Source organism: Lentzea sp. CC55, assembly GCF_021056325.1.
GTDB lineage: Bacteria > Actinomycetota > Actinomycetes > Mycobacteriales > Pseudonocardiaceae > Lentzea > Lentzea jiangxiensis.
This window is the reverse complement of sequence record NZ_JAJCXE010000017.1, coordinates 44,329-67,975: the sequence shown is the minus strand read 5'-3', so window position 1 is coordinate 67,975 and position 23,647 is coordinate 44,329. Positions and strand designations below refer to the sequence as shown.

The following is a 23,647-nucleotide window of genomic DNA, read 5'->3' as shown; positions in this document are numbered from 1 at the left end:
TTGCTCGGATCAGCCGCATGACCCAACTCCTCGTCAACGGCGCCGCCGAGCAGGGCCTGACCGGCTGGCTCACGGTCGCGGGTGCCCCGGTCGTGCTGCGGTACGACGCCGGCCAGGGCTATCCGGGCCCCGCCGACCCCGGGCCGGCGGAGCGCGGCGCGTCGTTCTTCGGCGGCGGCGACACGCCTCTGAGCACCCTGCGGCAGAGCGTGGCGCTGCCGCGGCGCGCGTCTCGTTTCGCGGTCTCCGCCTGGCTCGGCGGTTACGCCTCGCAGCAGGACGGCGCCCGTCTGTCGGTCGAGTTCCTCGACGCGGGCGGCACACCGCGCGGCCTGGTGGTGCTCGGCCCGGTGACCGCCGAGGAGCGCTCGGGCCGCACCGGCCTCTTCGAGCGCACCGCGAGCGGCACCGTGCCGCCGGGCAGCCGCACCGCCGTGGTGACGCTGCAGATGACCCGATCCGGTGGCGGCACGTCGAACGACGGCTACGCGGACAACATCTCGTTCACGGTGGAGGCCCGCTGATGCTGAACCGACGTGATCTCCTCCGGGCCGCGGCCGCCGCCGGCGCTCTTGGCACCGTGTGGCCGCTCTCCGCCGGTTTGTCGCCCGCACAGGCACACGCCGCCGCACTGGACCTCGGCGCCTCGTGGGACGCCGCGCCGTTCACCCTGGGCGTCGGCTCCGGGGACCCGTTGCCCGACAGCGTGGTCCTGTGGACGCGGCTCGCGCCGGAACCGCTGGCGTTCGAGCAGCCGCTGCCCGAGATCGTCGAGGTCGAATGGACCGTGGCCCTGGACCGGACGATGCGCTCGCGCGTCGCTTCGGGCACCATCGCCGCGTCAAACCTGTTGGGGCACAGCGTGCACGTGCCGGTCCACGGACTCCGTGCCGGCCGAACCTACTACTACCAGTTCTCGGCGCTCGGCAAGCGTTCGCGCGTCGGCCGCACCCGCACCGCACCCGTCGGCCCGGTCTCGAAGGTGCGCTTCGCGACGGCGAACTGCCAGGCGTTCCACGACGGCTTCTACGCCGCCCACCGCGGCATCGCCCGGGAGAACCTCGACTTCGTCGTGCACCTCGGCGACTACATCTACGAACACGGCCAGGTCGGCGGCGCACACGTGCGCGACCACGAGGGCCCCGCCGTGCTGTCCCTGGCGGACTACCGCCGCCGCCACGCCCTCTACAAGGGCGACCCGTCGTTGCGCGACGCCCACGCAGCCCACCCGTTCTACCTGACCTGGGACGACCACGAGGTCGTCAACGACTACAGCGGCACCGAGGGCGCCGCACCGTTCGTGAAACGCCGGGCGGCCGCCTACCAGGCCTGGTACGAACACCTCCCCATCCGCTCGGGCAGCGCGCTGGAACCGCGGATCCACCGCCGCCGCGAGTGGGGTTCCCTGCTCGACCTGACCGTGCTGGACCTGCGCCAGTACCGCTCGGCGCAGAACCTGGCCAACGGCACGATCCTCGGCGCCGAACAGAAGAAGTGGCTGCTCGACGGCATCTCCGGCGCCCGCGAGGCCTGGCAGGTGTGGATCAACTCGATCATGCTCTCCCAACTCGCCCGCCCCGGCGGCGGCTACTACTTCACCGACCAGTGGGACGGCTTCCTGTCCGAACGCCGCGAGGTGCTCGGCCACGTCGCCACCACCGGTCTGGAGGACCTGGTCGTCCTGACCGGCGACTGGCACTCGGCGTTCGTGGACGACATCCGCCCGGACTTCGACGACCTCTCGTCACCGGTGATCGGCACGGAGTTCACCGCCCACTCGATCACCTCCGGCGCCTACTCGCCGGAGTGGAACGCGGTGAACGGACCGGTGATGGGCGCGGCCAACCCGCACCTGAAGTACTTCGAGGGCAACAGGTACGGCTACGACGTGTACGAGGTGACGCCGCGGCGGTTCACCACGCACATGAGGGTGATCGGCGATCGGCGCGACGCTGCTTCGCCGGTCACGACGTTGACGACTTTTCACGTGGATCGGGGGAAGGCCGGGAGTTTCGAGGACCCGGCGACTGCTGGGTCCCCGGCTCAGTACCGGCGGCCTTGAGGTAGGTGGGTGGGTCGCCTGGGGCTCCTCGGGCTTGGGCGGACTCGGACGGGCGGGCACGCGGACTCGGGCGGGCAATCGCGCGGACTCGGGCGGGCGGCTTGGGCGGGTTCGGACACGCGGGCTCGGGCAGGCCGACCCAGGCAGGCAGGCGGCTTGGGCGGGTTCAGACGGGCGGGCTCGGACGGATGGGCTCGGACGGCCTGCCCAAGCCCAGGTTCGCCGCTGCGGTCGGGTTCATGGCTGCGGCTGCGGCTGCGGCTGCGGAAAAGTGTCAGACCCGCTGACCAAGCTGGGCCGATCGATAGGTGTGGCATCGGGCGGTCCAAAGGTCGAGCGATGCGGGGTGGGCAGGTGACGCGGGCAGACGTTGAGGCGGACGAGGCGGTGGGTGCAACACCGGCGGATCGGCGATGGTGGGGCGGACGCTGTGAGGTTGGTGGCGGTGAGGTCGGTGGCGGGTGGAGCTGCCAGGTGGCGGCGGTCGAGCAGCGAGCCGGTGCGGCCGGGTCTTGCCGGGCCGGCGAACGGCGAGACCGTGGGACGGGTCGTGTGGGTGGTGAGCGGGCCGGCCACCCGGGTGCACCGGTGCCGGGTGGCTGGCGCGCGGGCTGGTCAGCCGACGGGGAGCGGGGTGCGCGGGGCCGGGAGGCGGCGGTCCATCACCGCCAGTTCCAGCTGGCGGGCCGGGGAGTCGCCCAGCAGCTTGCGGGCCAGGGTGGTGCCCTTGCGCGGGGCGAGGGCCAGTTCGGCTCGCAGGGCCTGGACGCCCACGAAGTGCGTCACCTCGTCGAGGATCGCCTTGGTGTCCGGGATGGAGCGGGTGCGGCGGATGGCGTCCACCGCGGCTCGTTCGAGGGGTGCCACGTGGAAGCCTCGGCGCAGGACCGGTCTGGGGAGGCGGTCCGTTCGTTCCAGGCGCAGGGCCGCGTGGCCGCAGGCTCTGGAGTGGCGTGGGGCCAGGACGTGGATCGCGTCTGCCGAGGGGAGGACGGCCCTCATGCCGTGCAGGTAGAGGGCGTCGAAGGCGGTCAGCACGGCGCCTTCGCCCGCGTAGAGGAGGGCTGCCTGGACCAGTTGTTCGCGGGAGGGGCCCGCCCTCGACAGCAGGAAGATGCTCGGGAACAGGCGTTGCCAGGGGCCGCCGGGGCGGGAGCGCTGGTCGATCAGGGACGCGGACAGTCCGATGTGGAGCAGTGCGGCCACGGGGGCCACTCGGTGGACGAAGAGGGTGCCCAGGGCTTCCAGGTCGATGGGGTGGCGCATGGGTCCAGCTTGGGGCCGGACGGGGTGGGGGTGGTGGGGTGGGCGGGAAGCTGTGGACAACTTCCGGGTTGTGGACAGGTCGCGATCACTCGGGCTTCGGTTCGAAGTCGGCTGTCCTTTCCGGACCCTTGCGCAGCAGGGAGGCCGGGCGGACCGCCAGCGAGCCGAAGCGGGAACGGGCCTGGTCAGCGGCTTGGTCTGCTTCGCGCCAGCCGTTCTCGGGGGCGTCGAAGATCAGTTGCTGGGCCGAGTCGGCGTTGTCAAGACCCTCTATCCGGACGCCGATCAGGCGCACCGCTCCCGGCGGGACCTGGGTGTCGAGCAGCTCGGTGGCGACGCGGTAGATCTCCTGCGTCACGTCCGTCGCGACCGGCAGCGTGCGGGAGCGGGTGATCGTCGAGAAGTCGGAGAAGCGGACTTTGATCGACACGGTCCGGCCGCGCAAACCCTTGGCGCGCAACGAACCCGCCGAACGCTCCGACAGCCGCAGCAGCTCGCGGCGCAGCACGGCGCGGTCCAGGTGGTCGACCTCGAACGTCTCCTCGGCGCCGATCGACTTCTCCCGCGTCACCGGCTCCACCGCGCGGTCGTCGACGCCGGAGGCCAGGGCGTGCAGGTGTTCCGCCAGTGCGACGCCGATCATGCGGCGCAGGCGCGGCAACGGCGTGGCCGCGACCTGGGCGACCGACTCCAGGCCCAGTTCCGCAAGGCGCGCAGCGGTTTTCGCCCCGACGCCCCACAGCGCGGACACCGGCAGCGAGTGCAGGAACTCCAGGGCGGAAGCGGTCGGGACGACCATCATGCCGTCGGGCTTGCACATGCCCGAGGCAAGCTTCGCGAGGAACTTCGTCGACGCCACACCGACCGAACACGACACACCGTGGTCAGCGAACACACGGGACCTGATCAGCTCACCCACACCCCCCGGCGTCAGGCCGAGCCGGCGAAGGGCACCACCGACGTCGAGGAAGGCCTCGTCCAAGGACAGCGGCTCCACCAGCGGCGTGATGTCCCGGAAGATCGCCATGACCCCGCGCGAGACCTCCTGGTAGAGGTCGAACTGCGGTGGCAGGTACACGGCGTGAGGCGCCAACCGGCGGGCATGCGCCGTGGGCATCGCGGAACGCACGCCCAACTCACGCGCGATGTAGTTGGCCGAGCACACGACACCACGCCCGCCCACGCCACCCACGACGACAGGCACGGACTCGAGCTCAGGGCGTTCACGGATCTCCACCGACGCGTAGAAGGCGTCCATGTCGACGTGCAGCATCCGGCAGCCCGTGTCGTCGGGCCACATACCGTCACGCGCACGGAACCGGTCACGCAGGCCGCGTGGCAGGTTCGCACTGCGACCCATGAACACCCCTCTCGAACGCCAGTTCGAGGCAAATCCTACAGTTCATACACACGCGCCGCGTTCTCCGACGCGATCAACCGCGCGATCCGGTGTGCGTCCTCCTCCATGAACGCATCGCGGCGCAGCCCATCGGACAAGAAGTCCGACAACGCGTGCCGGAACAGCAACGCGCCGAGGTAGTACAGCTCGGGCAGGGCGAACGCATCGGTCGAAAACAGGAACTTGCCGTACGGCACGATCTCCAACGCCTCCGCGAACACCCGCGACGCCTGGTGCCCCAACCCGTGCGTTGCGAGACCGAGATCGCAGAACACGTGCGGGAACACCTGCGCGAGGTACCCGGCCTGACGGTGGAACGGGTAGTTGTGCAACAACAACACGGGCACACCGAGCGGCGCGGTCGCACGCAGGAACGGCGTCAGCAACGACGGATCGCACAAGTGCAGATCGAGGTCCGAATCGCCGCACCCCACGTGGAACTGCAACGGCAGCCCTGCGGACAAGGCCTCCCAGGCCAGCCAAGTGATCACCACCGGGTCCGCCAGCCGCCCCGGCGACCACGCCGACACCGCCCGCACCACGTCCGCGTCGGCCGGCCGCTCACCCGGCAGCCCGAGCCCGATCCGGTACGCCGCAACGGATTTCGCCCCGACCGCGGACGACGAGGCCAGCCGCGCCCGGACAGCGGGCACGAACTCGGCCGCGGAGGCGGAAGGCCGCAACGACTCGGCCAACGCCTCCAGCCGCACGACCTCGTGCGCGACTCCCCCTCCCAGCGACGCCAGCTCGGCGGCCGACAACAGCCGGTCGGCCTGGAACCCGCCGTCGACGAGGAACGTGTGGATCCCGGACGCCATCAGGAACGTCCGCGACACCTCGGCGATGTGCAGCGAGTTCCGCCGTTCGAGGTACTCCTCCGCCGGCGCGTGCCGCGGCAGGTCCAGCAACGGCGCACACCACCGCCGCACCGCGAACCCGACCGCCGAGTCGAAGAACGACCCGCCGAGCGGGGCCACCGCATCGGCCTCCAGCAGCAACGACTCGAACTCCTCACGAGTGCTGTCGGTCCGCAGCACGCCGTGGCAGTGGTGGTCGACCAGCCCGAGCTCGGCGACGAACGGCAAGGTGCTCACAACGCCCATAACCTCAGGATCGTGGACTCAGCGGAGCGGGACCAGCGGTTCGACCGGGCGACGGAACTCTTCGACGGGCTGAACGCGAGGGACGTGAGCGTCGTGGCGCTCACCTGGGTCGACAACAGCGGCATCACGCGCGCGAAGTCCGTGCCGCTGCGCAAGCTCGCCCACGCGGCGGCGCACGGCGTGGGCGCGTCACCGGTGTTCGACGTCTTCCTGTTCGACGACTGGATCATCCAGGGCCGGTTCGCGGGCGGCCCGGTCGGCGACCTGCGGCTGCACCCGGACCTCGACCGCCTCACGGTGCTGGCGGGCCAGCCGGGCTGGGCCTGGGCGCCCGCCGACCGCCACTTCCAGAACGGTGTCCCCTACCCGATGGACCAGCGGTTGCAGGCCCGCAAGGCCGTCGAGAACCTGGCGGCGAAGGGCTTCACCGCCAGGGCGGGCTTCGAGGTCGAGTGGTGCGTCGGCAAGGCCGGCACGGACGACTGGGTGCCCGCGACCAGCGGCTCGGCGTACGGCCACGCCCGCCAGGTCGAGCTGTCCGACTACTGCGTCGACCTCCTGCGGGCGCTCGACCAGCAGGACGTCGAGGTCCTGCAGTTCCACCCGGAGTACGCCGCCGGCCAGTTCGAGGTCTCCACCGCGCCGGAGGACCCGGTGAACGCCGCCGACACCGCGGTCCTGGTCAAGGAGACCGTCCGCGCCGTCACGGTCCGGCACGGCCTGCGCCCCTCGTTCTCCCCCAAGGTCGTCAACGGCGGCGTCGGCAACGGCGGTCACCTGCACCTGAGCCTCTGGCGCGGCGGCACGAACCTCTTCGACGGCTTCCAGGACGAGGCGAGGCAGTTCAGCGCGGGCGTGCTCAACCACCTCCGCGCGTTGTGCGCGATCGGTTGTCCCTCTCTCGCGAGCTACCTCAGGCTCGTGCCGCACACGTGGGCAGCACCGTTCGCGGCGTGGGGCGAGGAGAACCGCGAGACGGCGCTACGCCTGGTCCGGGACAACCTGGAGATCAAGTGCTTCGACCTCACCGCGAACCCGTACCTGGTCGTCGCGGGTGTGATCGCGGCCGGGCTGGACGGCATCGCCACCGGAGCCTCGCTGCCCGAAGGCCTGGACGTCGACCCCGCGCTGCTCGACGACGTCCCGCGCCTGCCCACGTCGCTCAGGGAAGCCGTCGACGAGTTCGAGAAGGACGCCGTGCTCACCGAGGCGTTCGGCCAAGAGCTGGCGGGCACGATCGCGGACGTGCGGCGCGGCGAGGTGGAGCGGTACAAGGACGCCAGCCCGCAGGGGATCGCCAACATCACCCGCTGGCGCCACTGATCTCCTTGCGCAGCCGGTTCAGCGCCCGGTGCTGAGCCACGCGCACGGCACCGGGCGTCGACCCGACTGCCTCGGCCGTCTCCTCCGCCGACAGACCCACCACCACACGCAGCACAACGATCTCGCGCTGCTTCTCGGGCAGCACGCGCAGAAGCACCGCCATCTGGTCGGAAAGCTCTCCCTGCATCGCCCGCTGCTCGGGGCCCGCCGCGGTGTCCATCGACTCGGGCAGCTCCGGCACCGCCTCGGCGCGGTTGCGCGAGAAGCTGCGGAACGAGTCCGCCACCTTGTGCGCCGCGATGCCGTAGACGAAAGCCAGGAACGGCCGCCCCTGGTCGCGGTACGACGGCAGCGAGGTCAGCACGGCCAGGCACACGTCCTGAGCGACGTCGTCCGCCGACGCGAACGAGCCCACGCGCGCACGGCAGTACCGGACGATCAACGGCCGGATGGTGCCCAACAGCCGTTCGATGGCGACTCGGTCACCGGCGACAGCGCGCGCAACGTGGTCGTCAGCGGTGTCCGGACGATTTGAGTAGTACGAGGGCGCGGGCGGGTCGACCGGCTCCCGGTCACCGCCCGCGGTCCGCTCGACCAGCGCGTCGACCGTGCTCGGGGAGGCGGACACCGGGCCGCCGACGGAGGAGCGCTGGACGACCTCCGCGGGGACCTTCCGGTGCAGGCCGGGCGTGAACTCCACGCAGATCACCGTTCCTCTTCTGGACGCCGGCGCACCGCGAGACGTGCCCGCCGGATCCGTCCTTCGACCGCGCGCGGGGTGAGCCTCAGCAGCTCGGCGATCTCCGCATGCGAATAGCCCTGGTCATGGAGGAAGAGCAACCGCCTGCTGTCCTCGCTCAGCGCGGCGAACACGGCGTTCACCGCGTGCTGCTCGACGACGGCGTCCTCGGGGTTCCCCTCGGTGACGACGTTCTCGAGCGAGGCGAGGGTGTCGACCAGCCGCACGTCCTGCCAGCCGTTCACCCGCGTCTGCCAGCGGCGGTAGACGTTCGGGAACGCGAGCACGCAGGCGTTGACGAAGTACTCCCGCAACGGCAGGCCCTGCTCGACCGTCCACTCCCTGCCGAGGACCCCCCGGTCCCGGAAGTAGACGAACCCCTCGTACACCGCGTCGCTCGCCAGTTCCTCCGCCTCCTGCGGCGGGATCTCCTGGCGGTGCAGGTACCGGCCCTGCTGACCGCAGCGGGAGAACATCGCACCCGACCGCACGAGCTTCGTGACGATCCCGAGACCGAGCCCGAGGAGCTGACGGTGGAACTGGTCCCAGCGCGGCCCGGTCAGCCCCGACTCGCGGAAGTGCTGCACCAGCACCCCGTCCATGCGCAGCCGCTCGGCGGCGAGCGCGGAGTCCGAACTTCCCATGCCCCCTGGTCCTTATGTCGGCGTCTTCCTGCCTCTAGGTATGTCGTTTGGGTACGTCCACCCCACGCACTCCGCACGACTTGTCACAAATGCAAACGAATGTCACCCGATCGGGACGCTCAGGGCCGCGATTTCCTTGCGCAGACGACCGAGCGCGCGGTGCTGCGCGACGCGGACGGCACCGGGCGTCGACCCCACCGCCTCCGCGGTCTCCTCGGCCGACAAACCCACCACGACGCGCAACACGAGGATCTCCCGCTGCTTGGCGGGGAGGACGTGCAAGAGCTGTGCGAGGGTGCCGTTCAGCTCGTCCTGGAGGACGAACTCCTCCGGCCCGAAGCCGCGCACGACCTGATCGGGCACGTCCGCGACCGGCTCCGCACGGTTACGAGCCAGCGCCCGGTGCGCATCGGCGACCTTGTGCGCCGCGATGCCGTAGACGAATGCCAGGAACGGCCTGCCCTGCTCCCGGTAGTTCGGGAGAGCCGTCAGCACGGCCAGGCACACCTCCTGCGCGACGTCGTCCGCAGTTGTCGCGGAGCGCCCCACACGCGCGCGACAGTACTTCACCACCAGCGGTCGAAGGTAGCGAAGCAGCAGGTCAGTGGCCTTGCGGTCACCCTGCACGGCCATGCTGACCAGCTCTGCGGTCAAAGCCGAACTCTCCATCCGAAGCGTCCCCTCGTCGACGTCCCGGAGAGGAGACGTGCGACACGTCACTCCTTATGCGGAAAGTAGGGATAAGTTCCAAACGTCACCCGTTTGCAGCAACGAGCAGTGGCTGGTAATAGGCATGGAGCAACCACTCCACGTAACCGAAACCGGCTCGTTCCGCCAAAGCGGTGATTTCGTGACGGGTAATCGCCCAATATCGTGCCTTGCCCACCACAACCCGCCACGACTCTGTTTCGTGCAGCCGGAACATCTCCAGCTCGTACCGGTCGCCGTCCCAGTGCCAGAGCTGGAACCACAGGACACGGCCCGGTCCGACCGACGGCGGCGTCGACAACGGCCGTTCCCGCCGGATCGCGTCGTAGTCGCGCGTCGAGAGGACGAGCCTGCCGCCGGGCCTCAGCACGCGCCGCATCTCCCGCAACGCCGCCAGCACGTCGTCCGCGGTCAGCAGGTGCGGCAGGGCGTTGTCCGCGGCGAGCACGACGTCGAACGAGTCGTCGGCGAACGGCAACGCCCGCATGTCCGCGGCGAACGTGGGCAACGCGACGCCACGCGCAGAGGCCTCTACGACGGCCCGAGAGGCCGCCCTGGGGCTCAAATCAGTACCTACGACCTGATAGCCGCGCAGAGCCAAACCGATCGCCTGCGTGCCGATGCCGCACGCACAGTCGAGAACGCGCGAGCCCGCCGGGATGAACTCCGCGAGCTGCGACGCCTGCCGGGCCATCGACGCGTCCCAGTCCGGGAACATGAGGTCGTACGTCCCGGACAGGTCGTCGTAGTAGGCACCGGTCAAATCAGCTCCTCGACCCCCACGGAGGTCCGCAGCTTCGCGAGCGCGCGGTGCTGGGCCACCCGCACGGCTCCCGGCGTCGAGCCGGTCGCCTCGGCGGTCTCCTCCGCCGTCAGGCCGACCACGACCCGCAGCAGCAGGATCTCGCGCTGCTTGTCCGGCAGGCTCCTCAGCAACTGGCCGAGCCGGACCGAGAGCGAGCCGAGCAGCGCGTTCTCCTCCGGGTCCACGGCGAGCGACGGGCCGTCCGGCACCTCGGCGACGGGCTCGGACCGGTTGCGCGCCGAGACGCGGTGGGCGTCCGCGACCTTGTGCGCGGCGATGCCGTAGACGAACGCCAGGAAAGGTCTTCCCTGCTCGCGGTAGGTGGGCAGTGCCGTCAGCACCGCCAGGCACACCTCCTGCGCCACGTCGTCAGCCGACGCGTACGCCCTTTCGTTGCGTCCGACGCGCGCACGGCAGTACCGGGCCACGAGCGGACGCACGGAGGCCAGCAGCCGTTCCACGGCGGGCCGGTCACCCGCAACGGCCTCGTTGACCAGGGAGGCCAGCAGGTCGGAACTTTCCATCGCGTCGGTTCCCTACGTCGGCAGCGGAGTCATCATCTTTCGCCGCCGCGTCGTTTGGGACCACTCATGGGGACATAACTGTCCCGAATGCAAACGCTGTCAGGCGGTTCGGCGGGCGAGGACGTGCAGCCGGGCCGCGACGTCCCGGAGCGGGGACCGCGTGGCGGCGGCCAGTTCCAGCTCGGCGAGGGCGTCGGCAGCACCTGGATTCGTGTCCAGCACCACACCTGGTACGAGGTCTGAGACAATGCCATGTCCCTGCAGGAGCTCGACGGACAGCCCCGCCTCGAGGACGAGTTTCTCGAGACCTGGCACGTCGAACCGGCGCTGCAACGGGTCGCGCGTGCCCGCGAGCTGGCCGGCGTCGTCGTCCAGCAGCCTGCGCGCGTCGACGATGCGACCGGCGATCGCGCGGTGCAGGATCGCCGCGAACCGGTTCGCGACCAGCACGGACACCGCCCCGCCGGGGGCGACGGCGGCGGCCAGCGAGGACAGCGCCGCCGGGGCGTCGTCCACGACCTCCAGCAGCCCGTGCGCGAGCACCAGGTCGGCTTCACCAGCGGAAACGCCGAGCGAGTCGGTGTCGCCCTGGACCGCGTTGATCGTCACGCCCGCCTCGCGCGCACGCGTGTGCAGCGTGGCCAGCGCGTTCGGGGAGGGCTCCACGACCGTGACCGCGCAGCCTGCCGCGGCGAGGGGCACGGCCCAGACACCACTGCCGCCTCCGACGTCGAGCACGCGGGGTGGTTCCCCACCCCTGCGCTCCCGCGCGGCGGCCAGTTCGGCGTCGAGCACCCTGTGTACGGCGTCCGGTCGCATGGCCAACAGAGTAGGAGACCCTAGAGTAGGTCTGTGCATACGGTGTCCGTGCTCAGCCTCAAGGGAGGCGTCGGCAAGACGACGGTGGTGCTCGGCCTCGCCTCAGCCGCTCTCCGCCGCGGCGTCCGCACGCTCGTGATCGACCTCGATCCGCAGTGCAACGCCACGTCGACGCTCGAGCCCGAGGAGTCCAAGGCGAGCATCTACGACGTCCTGCAGGACCCGTCCGAGGAGAACCTGGAACAGGCGATCCGCCCCAGCAGGTGGGGTGACGGCATCGACGTGCTGTCCGGGTCCGAGGACGCCGAGCTGCTCAACCACCCGGATCCGAACGAGTCGCGCCTGCACCGTCTGAAAGACGCGTTGCGCACGTTGCGGGACATGTACGACGAGTTCCCGTACCACCTCGTGCTGCTCGACTGCCCGCCGTCGCTGGGCCAGCTGACCCGCTCGGCGCTCGTGGCGGCCGACCGCGCCCTGCTGGTCACCGAACCGACGATGTTCGCCGTCGCGGGCGTGCAGCGGGCGTTCGAGGCGGTGCAGAACGAACGCGAGAGCAACAACGCCGACCTGCAACCGCTGGGCGTCGTCGTGAACCGCGTGCGGCCGCGTTCGCACGAACACCAGTTCCGCATCGAAGAGCTGCGGGACATCTTCGGCCCGTTGGTCATGCCGGTGGCGTTACCGGACCGTCTGGCCGTGCAACAGGCGCAGGGCGCATGCATGCCGATCCACGAGTGGGGTACTCCGGGTGCCCGTGAGGTCGCGCTGGCGTTCAACCTGCTGCTCGCCCGCATCCAGCGCATCTCGCGGAGCCGGCGCCGCGCCGTGCACCAAGACTTCGACGACGACGAGATCCAGGAAGCGGTGGATGCCTGAAGGGGACACGGTCTTCCTCGCGGGCCACCGCATGCACCAGGCGCTGGCCGGGAAGACGCTGATCCGCGGTGAGCTTCGCCACCCCAGGCTGGCCGCGGTCGACCTGGCCGGACTGGACGTCCTCGGCGTGCGGACGTACGGCAAGCACATGTTCACGCACTTCTCCGACGGCAACAGCCTGCGCAGCCACTTCCGCATGGACGGCTCATGGCACCTCTACCGCCCCGGTGAGCGCTGGCGCCGTCCCGCGCACCAGGCCCGCGCGGTGTTCGAGGTCGACGACCGGCAGGCCATCGGGTTCGCGCTGCACGACATGGAGTTCGTCCCGACCTCCCGCGAGGACGAGTTGATCTCGCACCTCGGCCCTGATCTCCTGGCCGACGACTTCGACGCCGACGAGGCCGTCCGGCGGTTGACCGCGGACCCCTCGCGGCCGGTCGGGCTCGCACTGCTGGACCAGCGCGTGATGGCCGGTGTCGGCAACCTCTACCGCGCGGAAGTGTGTTTCCTGCTGCGCGTCCTGCCGACGGCACCCGTGTCGTCCGTCGACGCCTCACGAGCGGTTGCGTTGTCGCGCAAGCTCTTGCAGGCGAACCAGTGGCGTCCGGAGCAGAGCACCACCGGTGACCTCCGGGTGCAGCACTACGTGTTCGAGCGGACGGGAAAACCCTGTTTGCGTTGCCGCACAAGGGTCCGATCGGACGAGATCGACGGCAGATTCGTGTACTTCTGCCCAAAATGCCAGTCCGGTTGAACCGAGGCGCTCTCCTGGCCGTGTGCCCCAATATGGCGGTAGATCTGGATGCGTTGCGCCCCGGCTTCACCGACGACCCCTACGCGGTGCTGAAGAGCCTGCGCGACGCCGGCCCCGTGCACCGGGTCGAGACGTTCGGCGTGCCGATGTGGCTCGTGACCCGCTACCCCGACGTGCGTGCCGCGTTGGGCAACCCGCTGCTGTCCTCCCACGGCTCGGCGCTCGCCGAACCCCTGCGCCGCCATCCGCACTTCGCGTCGTGGTGGTTCGGCGACCTGTCCGACCACATGATGAACAGCGACGAGCCTGATCACACGCGCCTGCGCCGGGCCGTGTCGAGCCAGCTCACGCCGCGCCGCATCGCCGGCCTGCGCCCCCGGATCGAGCAGGTGGCCGCCCAGCTGGCCGACTCGTTCGCCGATTCCGGGCGCTGCGACCTGATCGCGGACTTCGCCGCCCCGCTGCCCATCACCGTGATCATGGAGCTCCTGGGCGTCCCCGCCGTCGACCAGGAGAACTTCCGCTACTGGGCCGACGTGGTGACCGGCCTGGCCGACGGTGACGCGGCCTCGGCCCGCGAGGAGACCTCCGGCTACCTGCGCGACCTGGTGACCCACAAGCGCACCTCCGGCGACGACGACCTCATCGGCGGCTTGGCCAGGGCGAAGGGCGAGGCCGCGCTCACGGACGGCGAACTGGCCTCGCTCGCGTTCCTGCTGCTGGTGGCCGGCTACACGACCGCCGTGGACCTGGTCGGCAACGGCGCGCTGGCGTTGCTGCGCCATCCCGAGCAGCTCGAACTGCTGCAGCGCTCGTCGTCCCTGCTTCCCGGCGCCATCGAGGAGTTCTTGCGCTTCGACGGCCCGGCCTCGCACGTGCTGCGGTTCGCCACGCGGCCGCTGACGATCGGCGGCGTGCAGATCCCGGCCGGCGACGTCGTGCTGCTGTCCCTCGCTTCCGCCGAGCACGACCCGAACCGCTACCCGCGCGCCGACCAGCTCAACATCGAGCGGGCGGACCGCCAGCACCTGGCGTTCGGCCACGGCATCCACTTCTGCCTGGGCGCGCCGCTGGCCCGCCTGGAGGGCGAGATCGCGTTCCGGACGCTGCTGGAGCGGTGCGCGGGGCTGACCCTCGACACGGCGCGGCCGCTCGGGTGGCGGGTGTCGCTCGGGAGCCGGGGCCTGCGGGAGCTGCCGGTGACGTTCCTCGCGAAGCCCCGGATGCCGCTGGACGAGCAGGCGACGGTCAAGGTACCCAGACCGATGTGACGACGGCTACCCTGAGCTGGCGTTATAGGGTATGCGTGTGGTCTACAAGCAGGTGGTTCGCAGGGCGTTGTTCGGAATGCACGGCGGCGACGCGGAGCGGGTCCACGAGACCACGCTCGGCGTCATGGCCCGGCTGAGCCCGCTGGCGAGGTTCGCCCGCAACCAGGACAACCCGCGCACCGTCTTCGGCGTCCGGTTCCCGAACCCCGTGGGACTCGCGGCGGGCCTCGACAAGGACGGACGCGCGCTGCCGGCGTGGGCCGCGCTGGGGTTCGGGTTCGTCGAGGTCGGCACCGTCACGTGGCACGCGCAGCCCGGCAACCCGAAGCCGCGCCTGTTCCGCCTGCGCGAGGACGAGGCGATCATCAACCGGATGGGCTTCAACAACGCGGGGGCGCAAGCGCTCGCCGCGAAGCTCGACCGGACGCCCCTCAAGGCGCCGCTGGGCATCAGCCTCGGCAAGTCCAAGGTCACGCCGGTCGAAGACGCCGTGCAGGACTACCTCAACTCGCTGAACGCCCTGAAGGACCACGGCGACTACTACGCCGTCAACGTCAGTTCGCCGAACACGCCCGGCCTGCGCAGCCTGCAGGACAAGGGCGCGCTGACCGAACTCGTCCAGGCCCTCACCGCGGCCACCTCGAAGCCGATGCTGGTCAAGATCGCACCCGACCTCACCGAGGACGCCATCGCCGAGGTCATCCAGGTGTGCGTCGACAACGGCATCAAGGGCCTCATCGCCACGAACACCACCCTCAGCCGTGAGGGCCTCAAGAGCGCGCACGCGTCCGAGACCGGCGGTCTCAGCGGCAAGCCCCTCACGCAGCGCGCGAACGACGTGGTCCGGTTCATCACCAAGAACAGCGACCTGCCGGTCATCGGCGTCGGCGGCATCGCGACCCCCGACAACGCCAAGCGCATGGTCGACGCCGGCGCGAGCCTCGTGCAGATCTACACCGGGTTCATCTACGAGGGCCCCGGCCTCGTGTCGAGGATCAACCGGGCACTGAGGTAGAGCGCTCCCAGGGCCGGTCGTCAGGTGCGGCGCGCGGCCCTGAGCCAGCGCATCACCGGGTGCAGGATCACCACGAGCAGCGAACCCCAGACCATGCCGCCCATCTCCAGGTCGCCGATCTCGACGGTCAGGTCGCCGACCCCGGCGACCAGCGCGGCGCCGCCGACCATCGCGTTCACCGGGTTCGCGAGGTCCACGCCGCGGTCCATCCAGATCCGCACGCCGATCAGCACGATCAGGCCGTAGAGCACGAGCGTGCAGCCGCCGAGCACGCCCGGCGGGATCGTGCCGAAGAGGGCGATGGCCTTCGGGGAGAACGCCAGCGCCGCGGCGAACACCCCGGCGAACGCGAACGCCGCCGTCGTCTGGACGCGGGTCACGGCCATCACGCCGATGTTCTCGGAGTACGTCGTCGTGCCCGCACCACCGCCCAGACCGGACAGCGCGGTCGACAGCCCGTTCGCGATGATCGCGTCACCCGCGCTGCCGTCGAGGTTGCGGCCGGTCAGCGCCGCGACCGCCTTCACGTGGCCGACGACCTCCGCCACGAGCACGATCACCACGGGCAGCATCAGCAGCACCACGGACGGCCGCAGCTCGGGCTGGTAGAGCCGCGGCAGGCCCACCCACGCCGCGTCGCGCAGCGCGGCGAGCCGTTCGGACGGGACGGCGCCGAACGCGAGGCCGCCCATCCAGACGGCCACGAAGCCGATGAGGATCGAGAACCGGAACACCAGGCCGCGGCCGAGCACGCCGGCCAGCAGGATCACCGCGGTCGTGAGCGCCGCGAGCAGGGGCTGCTCGCCGAAGTTCGAGGTGGCCTGGTGCGAGAGGTTCAGGCCGATGATGATCACGACGGCGCCGGTGACGACCGGCGGCATGACCGACTCCAGCAGCCGCACGCCGAGCGCCTTGACCGCGATGCCCACCACGATCACGAGCAGACCGGCCGCGACGACACCGCCGAGCTGCGCGGCGATGCCCTGTTCGCGCGCGGCCACGAGCGGTGCCACGAAGGCGAAGGACGAGCCCAGGTAGCTCGGGACGCGGTTCTTGGTGATCACCAGGAACAGCAGCGTGCCCAGGCCCGAGAACAGCAGCGTGGTGGCGACGGGAAGACCGGTGGCGGTGGGGACGATCACCGTGGCGCCGAACATGGCCACGAGGTGCTGCACCCCGAACCCGAGGGTGAGCGGCCAGCTCACCCGTTCCTGGGGTGCGACGGTTTCACTGTCGGTGATCCGACCGTCCCCGTGCACGGTCCACAACGCCAACGCACTGCCTCCCGGCAATTCAGCCGGACTTCCCGCAGACCGGCCCCGGAATCCTGCCACGCCATGTAGCGGCTACGGCTAGATAACAGTCCGATAATCACACGATTGCCCTAAAGATCCCAGGGACACTCGCCGAATAGCCGTACGCAACTACATAGCGTGACAATCAGTACGCTGAATAGCCTGACACGTCGCGCATCGCGGACGCCAAGCCCGCCATGTGGTCCGTCGCGTCGTCCAGGACCTCGCCGGGGTTCTGGAACTGCGTGCTGGCGGCCAGCGCCTTGCCGGCCTCCGCCACCAACGCGCAATAGCGGTCCACGCCGTCCGCCAGCTGGATCCTGAGCACCCGGACGCCCTCGACCAGCGCCGTGCGCTCCAGCGGCGGAGCGGTGTCACGGGCGCGTTCGACGGCCTGCAGCTGCGCCGACACCGCGCGGATGGCCGTGGCGGCCTCCTGGGCGGTCTGGCGGGCGTGCTGGACGGACTCCGTGGGCATCGACGTGAGCGCGGGCGAGTCGAGCTGCACCAGCAGCTGCGTCATCGCGTCCTCGGCGCTGTGCAGCTTCTCCATCGGCACGCGCGCGGCGGAGATGTGCGCGGGCAGCGGCGGACGGGGCGGGGGCGGCGGAGACAGCGCGAGCCGCTGCCGGGCTGCGCCCAGCTCCTTCAGCTTGAACCCGCTGCGGACGGCGAGGAGCCCGGGCAGGGCCGCGCCGATCGTGCCGCCGACGGTGGCCCACGTGCCGAGCACGCCGGTGAACCCGAAGACGGCGAGCGTGCCGAAGATCGTGATCAGCGCCAGCCAGAACGTCAGCACCGCGTTGGTGCGCTTGCGCTTGCGTTCGAGCTTGGCGACGGGGTCGTTCCACTTCTGCAGTCGGTAGCGCGCCTGCTCGGCCAGCGGGTGGCCCTGGAGCGACGCACCCAACTCGCCGACGACCTTGCGGACGATCTCGTTGTTGGGACGGTTTCTCCAGGGCTCCATGATCACCTGCTGACTCCTCCTGCCCCGTGGCTCAGTTCTGAGCCGGCGGAACCTGCTGCTGCGTGGTCTTCTGCTCCTGCTGGACGCGCTGCGCGATCTCGGCCTGGATCTGCGCGGCGGCGCTGTTGCCCGCGGTCACCTGCTGCGGCGTGCTCGCCTGCCCGCCGTGCATGGACGCGCGGATCTGCTCGAGCCGCGACGACCCGGCGAGCTGGGTGGTCGAGGCCTGCACCTCGAGCATCCGGCCCTGCACCGAGTTCTGCGCGAGCTCGGCGGACCCGATCGCGGTCGCGTAGCGCTTCTCGATCTTGTCGCGGACCTCTTCGAGCGACGGCACGTTGCCCGGTGCGGCGAGCTCGCTCATCTGCGTCAGCGAGGCGGAGACCTGCTCCTGCATCTTCGCCTGCTCGAGCTGGCTGAGGAGCTTGGTGCGCTCGGCCAGTCTCTGCTGCAGCATCATCGAGTTGCGCTCGACGGCCTGCTTGGCCTGCGCCGCGGCCTGCAGCGACTGGTCGTGCAACGTCTTGAGGTCCTCGATGCCCTGCTCGGCGGTGACGAGCTGGGTGGCGAAGCCCTGCGCGGCGTTCTCGAACTGCGCGGCCTTCTGCTCGTCGCCCTTGGAGCGCGCCTCGTCGGCGAGGACGAGCGCCTGGCGAGCGGAGGCCTGCAGCTTCTCGACGTCGCCGAGCTGCCTGTTGAGCTTCATCTCCAGCTGCCGCTGGTTGCCGATGACGGCCGCGGCCTGCTGAGAGAGCGCCTGGTGCTGACGCTGCGCCTCCTCGATGGCCTGCTGGATCTGCACCTTCGGGTCAGCGTGCTCGTCGATCTTCGACGAGAACGATGCCATCAGGTACTTCCAGAACTTCACGAACGGACTGGCCATCTCCTACGCCTGCCTTCTCGGTGCCGGTGTTGGATCCATCGTCTCAATTGTGCGTCGGGGTATCCACCGACACGGGGAGATATCCGGGAACACCCTGACCCACCCCGGGACTTAGGAGAACACGCCTGACGACGTGCCAATCCTGCCCGCACCCGCGTCCGGGGACGCGGTGACCCAGCGTGCTGATGCCAAGCCGTTGCCTGTAGTGCAGCACGCTGTCGTCGTTGTCAGTTGAACGCACGAGGACGCGTTCTTGTTGCACACCGTCACGTGGCCCGGGCCACAAACGATGACGTGTCACCTGAATGCAGGCGGCCCCGCCCGCCAGGTGGCGGACGGGGCCGGGAGGACGAGGGGTCAAGCCGCGACGACCGCCTTGGGCGTCTCGCCGATCTTGCTCGTGAGCCGGTGGCTCAGCATGGGCTGCAGGCGCAGGTCGGACAGGTCGTCCGAGAGCGTGGACGGCAGCACGCGGCCACCCTCCAGCTTGCCCCTGTCCGAACGTCCGTCCGGGACGGTGTCCGGCACCGTGTCCGGCGTCTGCTGGACGGCGCCGATGTCGGAGGCGACGTGGTGCAGCAGTTCGGACAGCGGCAGTTCCAATGCTTCGCAGATGGCCGCGAGGAGCTCGCTGGACGCCTCTTTGCGGCCGCGCTCCACCTCGGACAGGTACCCCAGGCTCACGCGGGCGGTCCGAGAGACCTCGCGCAGCGTGCGGCGTTGGTTGGTGCGGGCATGGCGAAGCCGATCACCGATCGCTTCGCGCAGCAGCACGGTCATCGCGCGCCTCCTTCCGGCCGGCCGTGTCCCTACGTTACCGATCGACACCGACAACGGGCACTGACTTCCGAACACGTCCGCCAAGGGCGAACGAACGCGGAGTCATCATTTGTTCCCTTCCACGGCGTCCAGCAGGCAGTCCGACAGCAGGACCAGGGCTTTTTCCACAGCACCGGAACGGACCGCCGCGCGATCACCACGCACAGTGATTGTCCGCACTGTGGACACTCCAGGCCCGCTCAAGCCGATGTGGACCGTCCCCGGAGCGACCCCGTCCTGGGGGTCGGGTCCGGCGACTCCCGTCAGCCCGATCCCCCAGTCCGATCCGCACCTCGTCCGGGCACCTTCGGCCAGCTGAACCGCGACGTCGGGGTGCACCGCACCGTGCTCGTCGAGCAACCGCTGGTCCACGCCCGCGAGCACGTGCTTGAGCTCGGTGGCGTAGACGATCAACCCACCGCGGACCACGGCACTCGCCCCCGGTGTGTCGACGATCGTCGCGCACAACAGTCCGGCGGTCAGCGACTCCGCGGTGGCGACGGTCTGCCCGAGCGCCTTCAGCAGTGCGACGACGTCGGTCACGCCACCGCCCTGCCCGCGCGGGCTTTCAACTTGAACGCTCGGACGACGTAGTCGATTCCCGTCACGACGGTGAGGACGAGGGCGACCACCATGATCACCCAGGCGATCAGCTGCAGCACGTCGTTCTGCGGGAGCACGAACAGCCCGATCGCGATGACCTGGGCCAGCGTCTTGGCCTTGCCGCCGCGGCTCGCCGGGATCACGCCGTAGCGGATCACCCAGAACCGCAGCAGCGTGATGCCGACCTCGCGCACGGCGATGGTGATCGTGATCCACCACGGCAGCACGTCGAGGATGCTCAGGCCGACCAGCGCCGACCCCGTCAGCGCCTTGTCCGCGATCGGGTCGGCGATCTTGCCGAAGTCGGTGATCAGCCCGTGCTTGCGCGCGAGCGTGCCGTCGATGTGGTCGGTGAAGCTCGCGATCGCGAAGATCGCGAACGCGATGAGGCGCCACGTGGTGTCGAAGCCACCCGCCTCGAACAGGGAGAACAGGAAGACCGGAACGAGCGCCAGCCGCGCCATCGTGAGGATGTTCGCGACGTTGAGCAGCGGGACCTTCCGGGCTTCCGTCATGTCGGGATTACCTCGACGATCAGGTCCACGCCCTCGGAGTCGACCACGCGGCAGCGCACGAGGTCACCGCGCCTGAGCCCTTCGGCCTCCAGCACGATGCACTCGCCGTCGACCTCGGGCGCCTGGTGCTCGGCGCGGCCGACGCAGTCGTTCTCGTCGTCCTCCTCGGTCTCGACCAGCACCGTGACCTCGGTGCCGACCCGGTCCTCCGCGCGCTGGCTGGTGAGCTCCTCGACGAGGTTGCCGACGCGCTGGACGCGCTCCGCGATGGTGTCCGCGTCGAGCTTGCCGTCGAGCCCCTCGGCCTCGGTGCCGTCCTCGTCGGAGTAGCCGAAGATGCCGACCGCGTCGAGGCGCGCCTCGGTGAGGAACCGCTCCAGCTCGGCCAGGTCCTCCTCGGTCTCGCCGGGGAAGCCCACGATGAAGTTGCTGCGGATGCCGGCCTCGGGCGCGTGCTCGCGGATCTGCCACACGAGCTTGAGGAAGCTGTCCGTGTCACCGAACCGGCGCATGCGCCGCAGCACGTTCTCGCTGGAGTGCTGGAACGACATGTCGAAGTAGTTCGCGACCTTGTCGGTCTTCGCGATGGCGGCGACGAGGCTCGGCTTGGTCTCGGCCGGCTGCAGGTAGCTCACCCGCACGCGCTCGACGCCGGGGATGCTCGCCAGACGCGGCAGCAGCTGCTCCAGCGCACCCTGCTCGCGCGGCAGGTCCTTGCCGTAGCTCGTGGAATTCTCGCTGACGAGGAACAGCTCCTTGACGCCGTTCTCGGCGAGCCACACGGCCTCGGCCACGACCTCGTCCGGGTGCCGCGACACGAACGCGCCGCGGAAGCTCGGGATGGCGCAGAAGCTGCACCGCCGGTCGCACCCGGACGCGATCTTCAACGGCGCCACGGGGGCGTCGTCGAGGCGCTTGCGGGGCGTCTTGGTGGGCCCCCAGCCGTGGCCGGGCACCTGCACGGCGTCCTTGGCCTCCTGGCGCTTGACCGGCGTGATGGGCAGCAGCGTGCGGCGGTCGACCGGCACGTGCGACTCGACGGGCTTGCCGTGCAGCACGTCCTGCAACCGCTCGGCGAGGTCGTTGTACTGGTCGAAGCCGAGGACCGCGGCCGCCTCGGGGAGGCTGTCCGCGAGCTCCTTGCCGTAGCGCTCCGCCATGCACCCGACCGCGACGACCTTGGCGCCGGTGTCGGACGCGGCGAGCAGCGTGTCGACCGAGTCCTTCTTCGCCTGCTCGACGAAGCCGCACGTGTTGACGACGACGACGTCCGCGCCCTCGTCCACCAGCTCCCAGCCGCCTTCGCCGAGACGTCCGGCGAGCTCTTCGGAGTCGACCTCGTTGCGGGCGCAGCCCAGGGTCAGCAGCGACACGCGTCGCGGAGTGGTGGGAGAAGACACGGCGCTCAGGGTAACCGCCCCAGGTGTCAGGGCTTGAATTCAGGCTTCAGGACGGCCTTGACAAGCCTCCAGACCCCGGTCGCGGGGTTGCCCTCCCCTAGTGCCTCGGCACGCTCGACCGCCGTCTCGACACCTGCGTCGAAGACCGGGTAGTCGAGCTTCTTCGCGTACCCCGGTACGTGCTTCGCCAGCAGCGCGCAGGCGGCCTTGCCGTTGGCGATGTGCGCTCGGTGGTCGGCGAAGTGCAGCAACAGCCACAGCTCGAAGCAGGGTTCGGACACCGCGAGTCCGACTTCCGCACGCGCCGCCGCGACTCGCGCCGTGTCGATGTCGAACTCATCGGCGTCCACCACGCACCACACCCCTTCGTACTCGTCCGGGGTGAAGACCGCGGCCGCGTACCTGACGAGGTTCTCCGGTGAGTCGACCTTGGACTTGACCTTGAGCCGTGCACCACGCGCCCGTGCCAGCCCCTTGAAGTAGTCGGGCTCGGTGCGTTGCCCACCGCACACGACGAGGACGTGACCAGGCCGGAGAGCGCGTTCACGGCCTCGCCGCGACTGCGTGTTTTCACGCCTCGCCACGGCCACTCCGCACCGCCTGGGTGAAGCTGTCCTGGGACAGCTCGGGTACCGCGCCGTAACGGCCTGCCAGGTAGCGCCGTTCCAAGTTGTCCTCGGTGCGCGGCTTGAAGTCGCTGAGCGGGTACAACGAACTCGCGCCGCTCTCCCGGTCCTTCTCGACGAACCAGATCTCGTCGCGCGCCAGCACTTCCTCGCCCAACGGCGGATGGAGCAAGGTCGCGTCGTGGGTGGTGAAGATCAGTTGCGCACCTGCGGTGTTGACCTCCACGTCGTGGAACAGCCCGATGAGACGAGCCGCCAGCAACGGGTGGAGGCTGGCGTCGATCTCGTCGATCACCAGGACGCCTCCGCCGCGCAGCACCGTCAGGACCGTCGGCAACAGGCCCAGCCATGACTGCGTGCCGGCGGACTCGTCGCGCAGCAGGAACAACGTCTTCCCCACGCCGTGCTCCACTCGGACACGGCGGGGCTTGGCGCCCGCGCCGTCCGTCGTGAACAACCTCGTGATCCCCAGGTCGGCAGCCCGCAGCAGATCGACCACCTGGTCACGGTCGGACGAGCCGGCATCGAGGAAGTCGATGATCTCGCCCTCGTCGACCTCACCGCAGTTGAACCGGAAGCGGAGCGCCTCGAGGAACCAGGCGCGGATCGGCAGCACATGGCTGATGTCCGACTGCGCGGCAAGGCTCAGGAACAGCGCATTCCGCCTGAGAAGGTCGCTCAGCAGCTCGAGTTTCGGCCTGTCACCGACAGTGCTGCCGAACCTGACACCCTGCGCGTCACGCTCGAAGACGACGCGCTTGCGGCCCTCCGGGTAGGAGTAGAGCCATTCTTCGAGCACTTGGAACGTGTCGACCTCGAATCCGTAGGTGTAGCGCACGCCCTCGAGCACCAGTTCGACCACGAACACCGACGGCCGTTCGGTGTCGTCCAGCACGAACTCGCGACGGGGCACCCCCAGGGTCGGGTCCCAGACGGCGAACGAGTCGCGAACCGCCTCGGCCATGAACCGCAGGCCGGTGAGGAGGTTGGACTTCCCGGAAGCGTTGGCACCATAGACAGCCGCGACGGGCAGGACCTCGCGGTCCTTCGAATAGGCCGGCATGAGCAGCAACTCCTGCTCGTCCCGGAACGAGCGGTGGTTACCGAGCCGAAAGCTGCGCAACATCGCCTATACATCCCCTACGACTCTCTACAGGCACTTCCATGCAAGTAAACCGCACAGATCGACCTGTAGCTCGCTTCATACCCGATTTCAGCCATAGACCGC

The 23,647-nt window shown here is 69.9% G+C and carries 25 protein-coding genes; 7 read left to right on the top strand and 18 right to left on the bottom strand.

Annotation, left to right across the window (positions count from 1 at the left end; translation table 11 throughout):
• The first annotated feature begins 17 nt into the window (after nucleotides 1-17).
• Together L6E10_RS11015 and L6E10_RS11010 are read left to right on the top strand one after the other, a co-directional pair.
• On the top strand, nucleotides 18-524 hold the full coding sequence (locus tag L6E10_RS11015) for a hypothetical protein (RefSeq protein ID WP_236219370.1): 507 nt from the start codon (nucleotides 18-20) through the stop codon (nucleotides 522-524).
• Nucleotides 524-2,062 carry an alkaline phosphatase gene (locus L6E10_RS11010; RefSeq protein WP_236219368.1) on the top strand — a complete coding sequence of 513 codons (1,539 nt, stop codon included), beginning with the start codon at nucleotides 524-526 and terminating at the stop codon, nucleotides 2,060-2,062. Before L6E10_RS11015 ends, L6E10_RS11010 begins: the two co-directional genes overlap by 1 nt.
• Nucleotides 2,063-2,677: 615 nt before the next feature.
• Here L6E10_RS11010 and L6E10_RS11005 read toward each other — a convergent pair.
• The 3 genes from L6E10_RS11005 to L6E10_RS10995 form a co-directional block, all read right to left on the bottom strand.
• The gene (locus L6E10_RS11005) at nucleotides 2,678-3,328 is read right to left on the bottom strand and encodes a hypothetical protein (RefSeq protein WP_236219366.1); all 651 of its coding nucleotides are present in this window, start codon (nucleotides 3,326-3,328) and stop codon (nucleotides 2,678-2,680) included.
• A gap of 85 nt (nucleotides 3,329-3,413) precedes the next feature.
• On the bottom strand, nucleotides 3,414-4,688 hold the full coding sequence (dinB, locus tag L6E10_RS11000; RefSeq protein ID WP_236219364.1) for a DNA polymerase IV: 1,275 nt from the start codon (nucleotides 4,686-4,688) through the stop codon (nucleotides 3,414-3,416).
• A gap of 35 nt (nucleotides 4,689-4,723) precedes the next feature.
• The gene (locus L6E10_RS10995) at nucleotides 4,724-5,830 is read right to left on the bottom strand and encodes an amidohydrolase family protein (RefSeq protein WP_236219362.1); all 1,107 of its coding nucleotides are present in this window, start codon (nucleotides 5,828-5,830) and stop codon (nucleotides 4,724-4,726) included.
• A 12-nt stretch (nucleotides 5,831-5,842) separates the two neighbouring features.
• On the opposite strand from L6E10_RS10995, the gene L6E10_RS10990 reads away from it, so the two are divergent.
• Nucleotides 5,843-7,153: a glutamine synthetase family protein gene (locus L6E10_RS10990; RefSeq protein ID WP_308102772.1), complete on the top strand. Its 1,311-nt coding sequence runs from the start codon at nucleotides 5,843-5,845 to the stop codon at nucleotides 7,151-7,153.
• On the opposite strand, the gene shbA is transcribed toward L6E10_RS10990, so the two are convergent.
• The 6 genes from shbA to L6E10_RS10960 all read right to left on the bottom strand — a co-directional run bounded on the left by shbA (nucleotide 7,134) and on the right by L6E10_RS10960 (nucleotide 11,392).
• A complete protein-coding gene (shbA, locus tag L6E10_RS10985; RefSeq protein ID WP_236219408.1) occupies nucleotides 7,134-7,625 on the bottom strand; it encodes an RNA polymerase sigma factor ShbA in 492 nt (163 codons plus the stop codon). The two genes, L6E10_RS10990 and shbA, sit on opposite strands and share 20 nt — an antisense overlap.
• 233 nt (nucleotides 7,626-7,858) lie before the next feature.
• On the bottom strand, nucleotides 7,859-8,536 hold the full coding sequence (locus tag L6E10_RS10980) for an RNA polymerase sigma factor (protein WP_236219360.1): 678 nt from the start codon (nucleotides 8,534-8,536) through the stop codon (nucleotides 7,859-7,861).
• Between the two features lie 102 nt (nucleotides 8,537-8,638).
• On the bottom strand, nucleotides 8,639-9,205 hold the full coding sequence (locus tag L6E10_RS10975) for a sigma-70 family RNA polymerase sigma factor (RefSeq protein ID WP_236219358.1): 567 nt from the start codon (nucleotides 9,203-9,205) through the stop codon (nucleotides 8,639-8,641).
• Between the two features lie 85 nt (nucleotides 9,206-9,290).
• On the bottom strand, nucleotides 9,291-10,007 hold the full coding sequence (locus tag L6E10_RS10970) for a class I SAM-dependent methyltransferase (protein WP_236219356.1): 717 nt from the start codon (nucleotides 10,005-10,007) through the stop codon (nucleotides 9,291-9,293).
• Entirely contained in the window at nucleotides 10,004-10,573 is a 570-nt protein-coding gene (locus L6E10_RS10965; RefSeq protein WP_236219355.1) for a sigma-70 family RNA polymerase sigma factor, read from the bottom strand. The genes L6E10_RS10970 and L6E10_RS10965 overlap by 4 nt, the downstream gene beginning before the upstream one ends.
• A 99-nt stretch (nucleotides 10,574-10,672) precedes the next feature.
• Complete coding sequence (locus L6E10_RS10960; RefSeq protein ID WP_090095601.1) at nucleotides 10,673-11,392, bottom strand: bifunctional 2-polyprenyl-6-hydroxyphenol methylase/3-demethylubiquinol 3-O-methyltransferase UbiG; 720 nt, start codon at nucleotides 11,390-11,392, stop codon at nucleotides 10,673-10,675.
• Between the two features lie 33 nt (nucleotides 11,393-11,425).
• Here L6E10_RS10960 and L6E10_RS10955 point away from each other — a divergent pair, with 33 nt between their 5' ends.
• Genes L6E10_RS10955 through L6E10_RS10940 form a run of 4 tightly spaced genes read left to right on the top strand, consistent with a single transcriptional unit; the run spans nucleotide 11,426 to nucleotide 15,311 of the window.
• On the top strand, nucleotides 11,426-12,271 hold the full coding sequence (locus L6E10_RS10955) for a ParA family protein (RefSeq protein WP_086665779.1): 846 nt from the start codon (nucleotides 11,426-11,428) through the stop codon (nucleotides 12,269-12,271).
• Nucleotides 12,264-13,025, top strand: a complete 762-nt coding sequence (locus L6E10_RS10950; RefSeq protein WP_236219353.1) for a DNA-formamidopyrimidine glycosylase family protein — start codon at nucleotides 12,264-12,266, stop codon at nucleotides 13,023-13,025. Before L6E10_RS10955 ends, L6E10_RS10950 begins: the two co-directional genes overlap by 8 nt.
• A gap of 32 nt (nucleotides 13,026-13,057) precedes the next feature.
• On the top strand, nucleotides 13,058-14,296 hold the full coding sequence (locus tag L6E10_RS10945; RefSeq protein ID WP_236219351.1) for a cytochrome P450: 1,239 nt from the start codon (nucleotides 13,058-13,060) through the stop codon (nucleotides 14,294-14,296).
• A gap of 37 nt (nucleotides 14,297-14,333) precedes the next feature.
• The gene (locus tag L6E10_RS10940) at nucleotides 14,334-15,311 is read left to right on the top strand and encodes a quinone-dependent dihydroorotate dehydrogenase (protein WP_236219349.1); all 978 of its coding nucleotides are present in this window, start codon (nucleotides 14,334-14,336) and stop codon (nucleotides 15,309-15,311) included.
• A 20-nt stretch (nucleotides 15,312-15,331) separates the two neighbouring features.
• On the opposite strand, the gene L6E10_RS10935 is transcribed toward L6E10_RS10940, so the two are convergent.
• From L6E10_RS10935 to L6E10_RS10895, 9 genes are all read right to left on the bottom strand, one after another.
• Nucleotides 15,332-16,516, bottom strand: a complete 1,185-nt coding sequence (locus L6E10_RS10935) for a solute carrier family 23 protein (protein ID WP_308102771.1) — start codon at nucleotides 16,514-16,516, stop codon at nucleotides 15,332-15,334.
• Between the two features lie 235 nt (nucleotides 16,517-16,751).
• Nucleotides 16,752-17,573 carry a hypothetical protein gene (locus L6E10_RS10930; protein WP_236219345.1) on the bottom strand — a complete coding sequence of 274 codons (822 nt, stop codon included), beginning with the start codon at nucleotides 17,571-17,573 and terminating at the stop codon, nucleotides 16,752-16,754.
• Nucleotides 17,574-17,604: 31 nt separating this feature from the next.
• Nucleotides 17,605-18,456 carry a PspA/IM30 family protein gene (locus tag L6E10_RS10925; RefSeq protein ID WP_236219343.1) on the bottom strand — a complete coding sequence of 284 codons (852 nt, stop codon included), beginning with the start codon at nucleotides 18,454-18,456 and terminating at the stop codon, nucleotides 17,605-17,607.
• A 357-nt stretch (nucleotides 18,457-18,813) separates the two neighbouring features.
• Nucleotides 18,814-19,236: a helix-turn-helix domain-containing protein gene (locus L6E10_RS10920; protein WP_090095592.1), complete on the bottom strand. Its 423-nt coding sequence runs from the start codon at nucleotides 19,234-19,236 to the stop codon at nucleotides 18,814-18,816.
• A 105-nt stretch (nucleotides 19,237-19,341) separates the two neighbouring features.
• A complete protein-coding gene (locus L6E10_RS10915; RefSeq protein ID WP_236219341.1) occupies nucleotides 19,342-19,818 on the bottom strand; it encodes a CinA family protein in 477 nt (158 codons plus the stop codon).
• A complete protein-coding gene (pgsA, locus tag L6E10_RS10910; RefSeq protein ID WP_236219339.1) occupies nucleotides 19,815-20,393 on the bottom strand; it encodes a CDP-diacylglycerol--glycerol-3-phosphate 3-phosphatidyltransferase in 579 nt (192 codons plus the stop codon). Before pgsA ends, L6E10_RS10915 begins: the two co-directional genes overlap by 4 nt.
• Complete coding sequence (gene rimO, locus L6E10_RS10905) at nucleotides 20,390-21,793, bottom strand: 30S ribosomal protein S12 methylthiotransferase RimO (RefSeq protein WP_236219337.1); 1,404 nt, start codon at nucleotides 21,791-21,793, stop codon at nucleotides 20,390-20,392. The genes pgsA and rimO overlap by 4 nt, the downstream gene beginning before the upstream one ends.
• Nucleotides 21,794-21,819: 26 nt before the next feature.
• Nucleotides 21,820-22,377 carry an RloB domain-containing protein gene (locus tag L6E10_RS10900; RefSeq protein WP_236219335.1) on the bottom strand — a complete coding sequence of 186 codons (558 nt, stop codon included), beginning with the start codon at nucleotides 22,375-22,377 and terminating at the stop codon, nucleotides 21,820-21,822.
• Nucleotides 22,364-23,545 carry an ATP/GTP-binding protein gene (locus L6E10_RS10895; RefSeq protein ID WP_236219333.1) on the bottom strand — a complete coding sequence of 394 codons (1,182 nt, stop codon included), beginning with the start codon at nucleotides 23,543-23,545 and terminating at the stop codon, nucleotides 22,364-22,366. Before L6E10_RS10895 ends, L6E10_RS10900 begins: the two co-directional genes overlap by 14 nt.
• Nucleotides 23,546-23,647 lie beyond the last annotated feature (102 nt).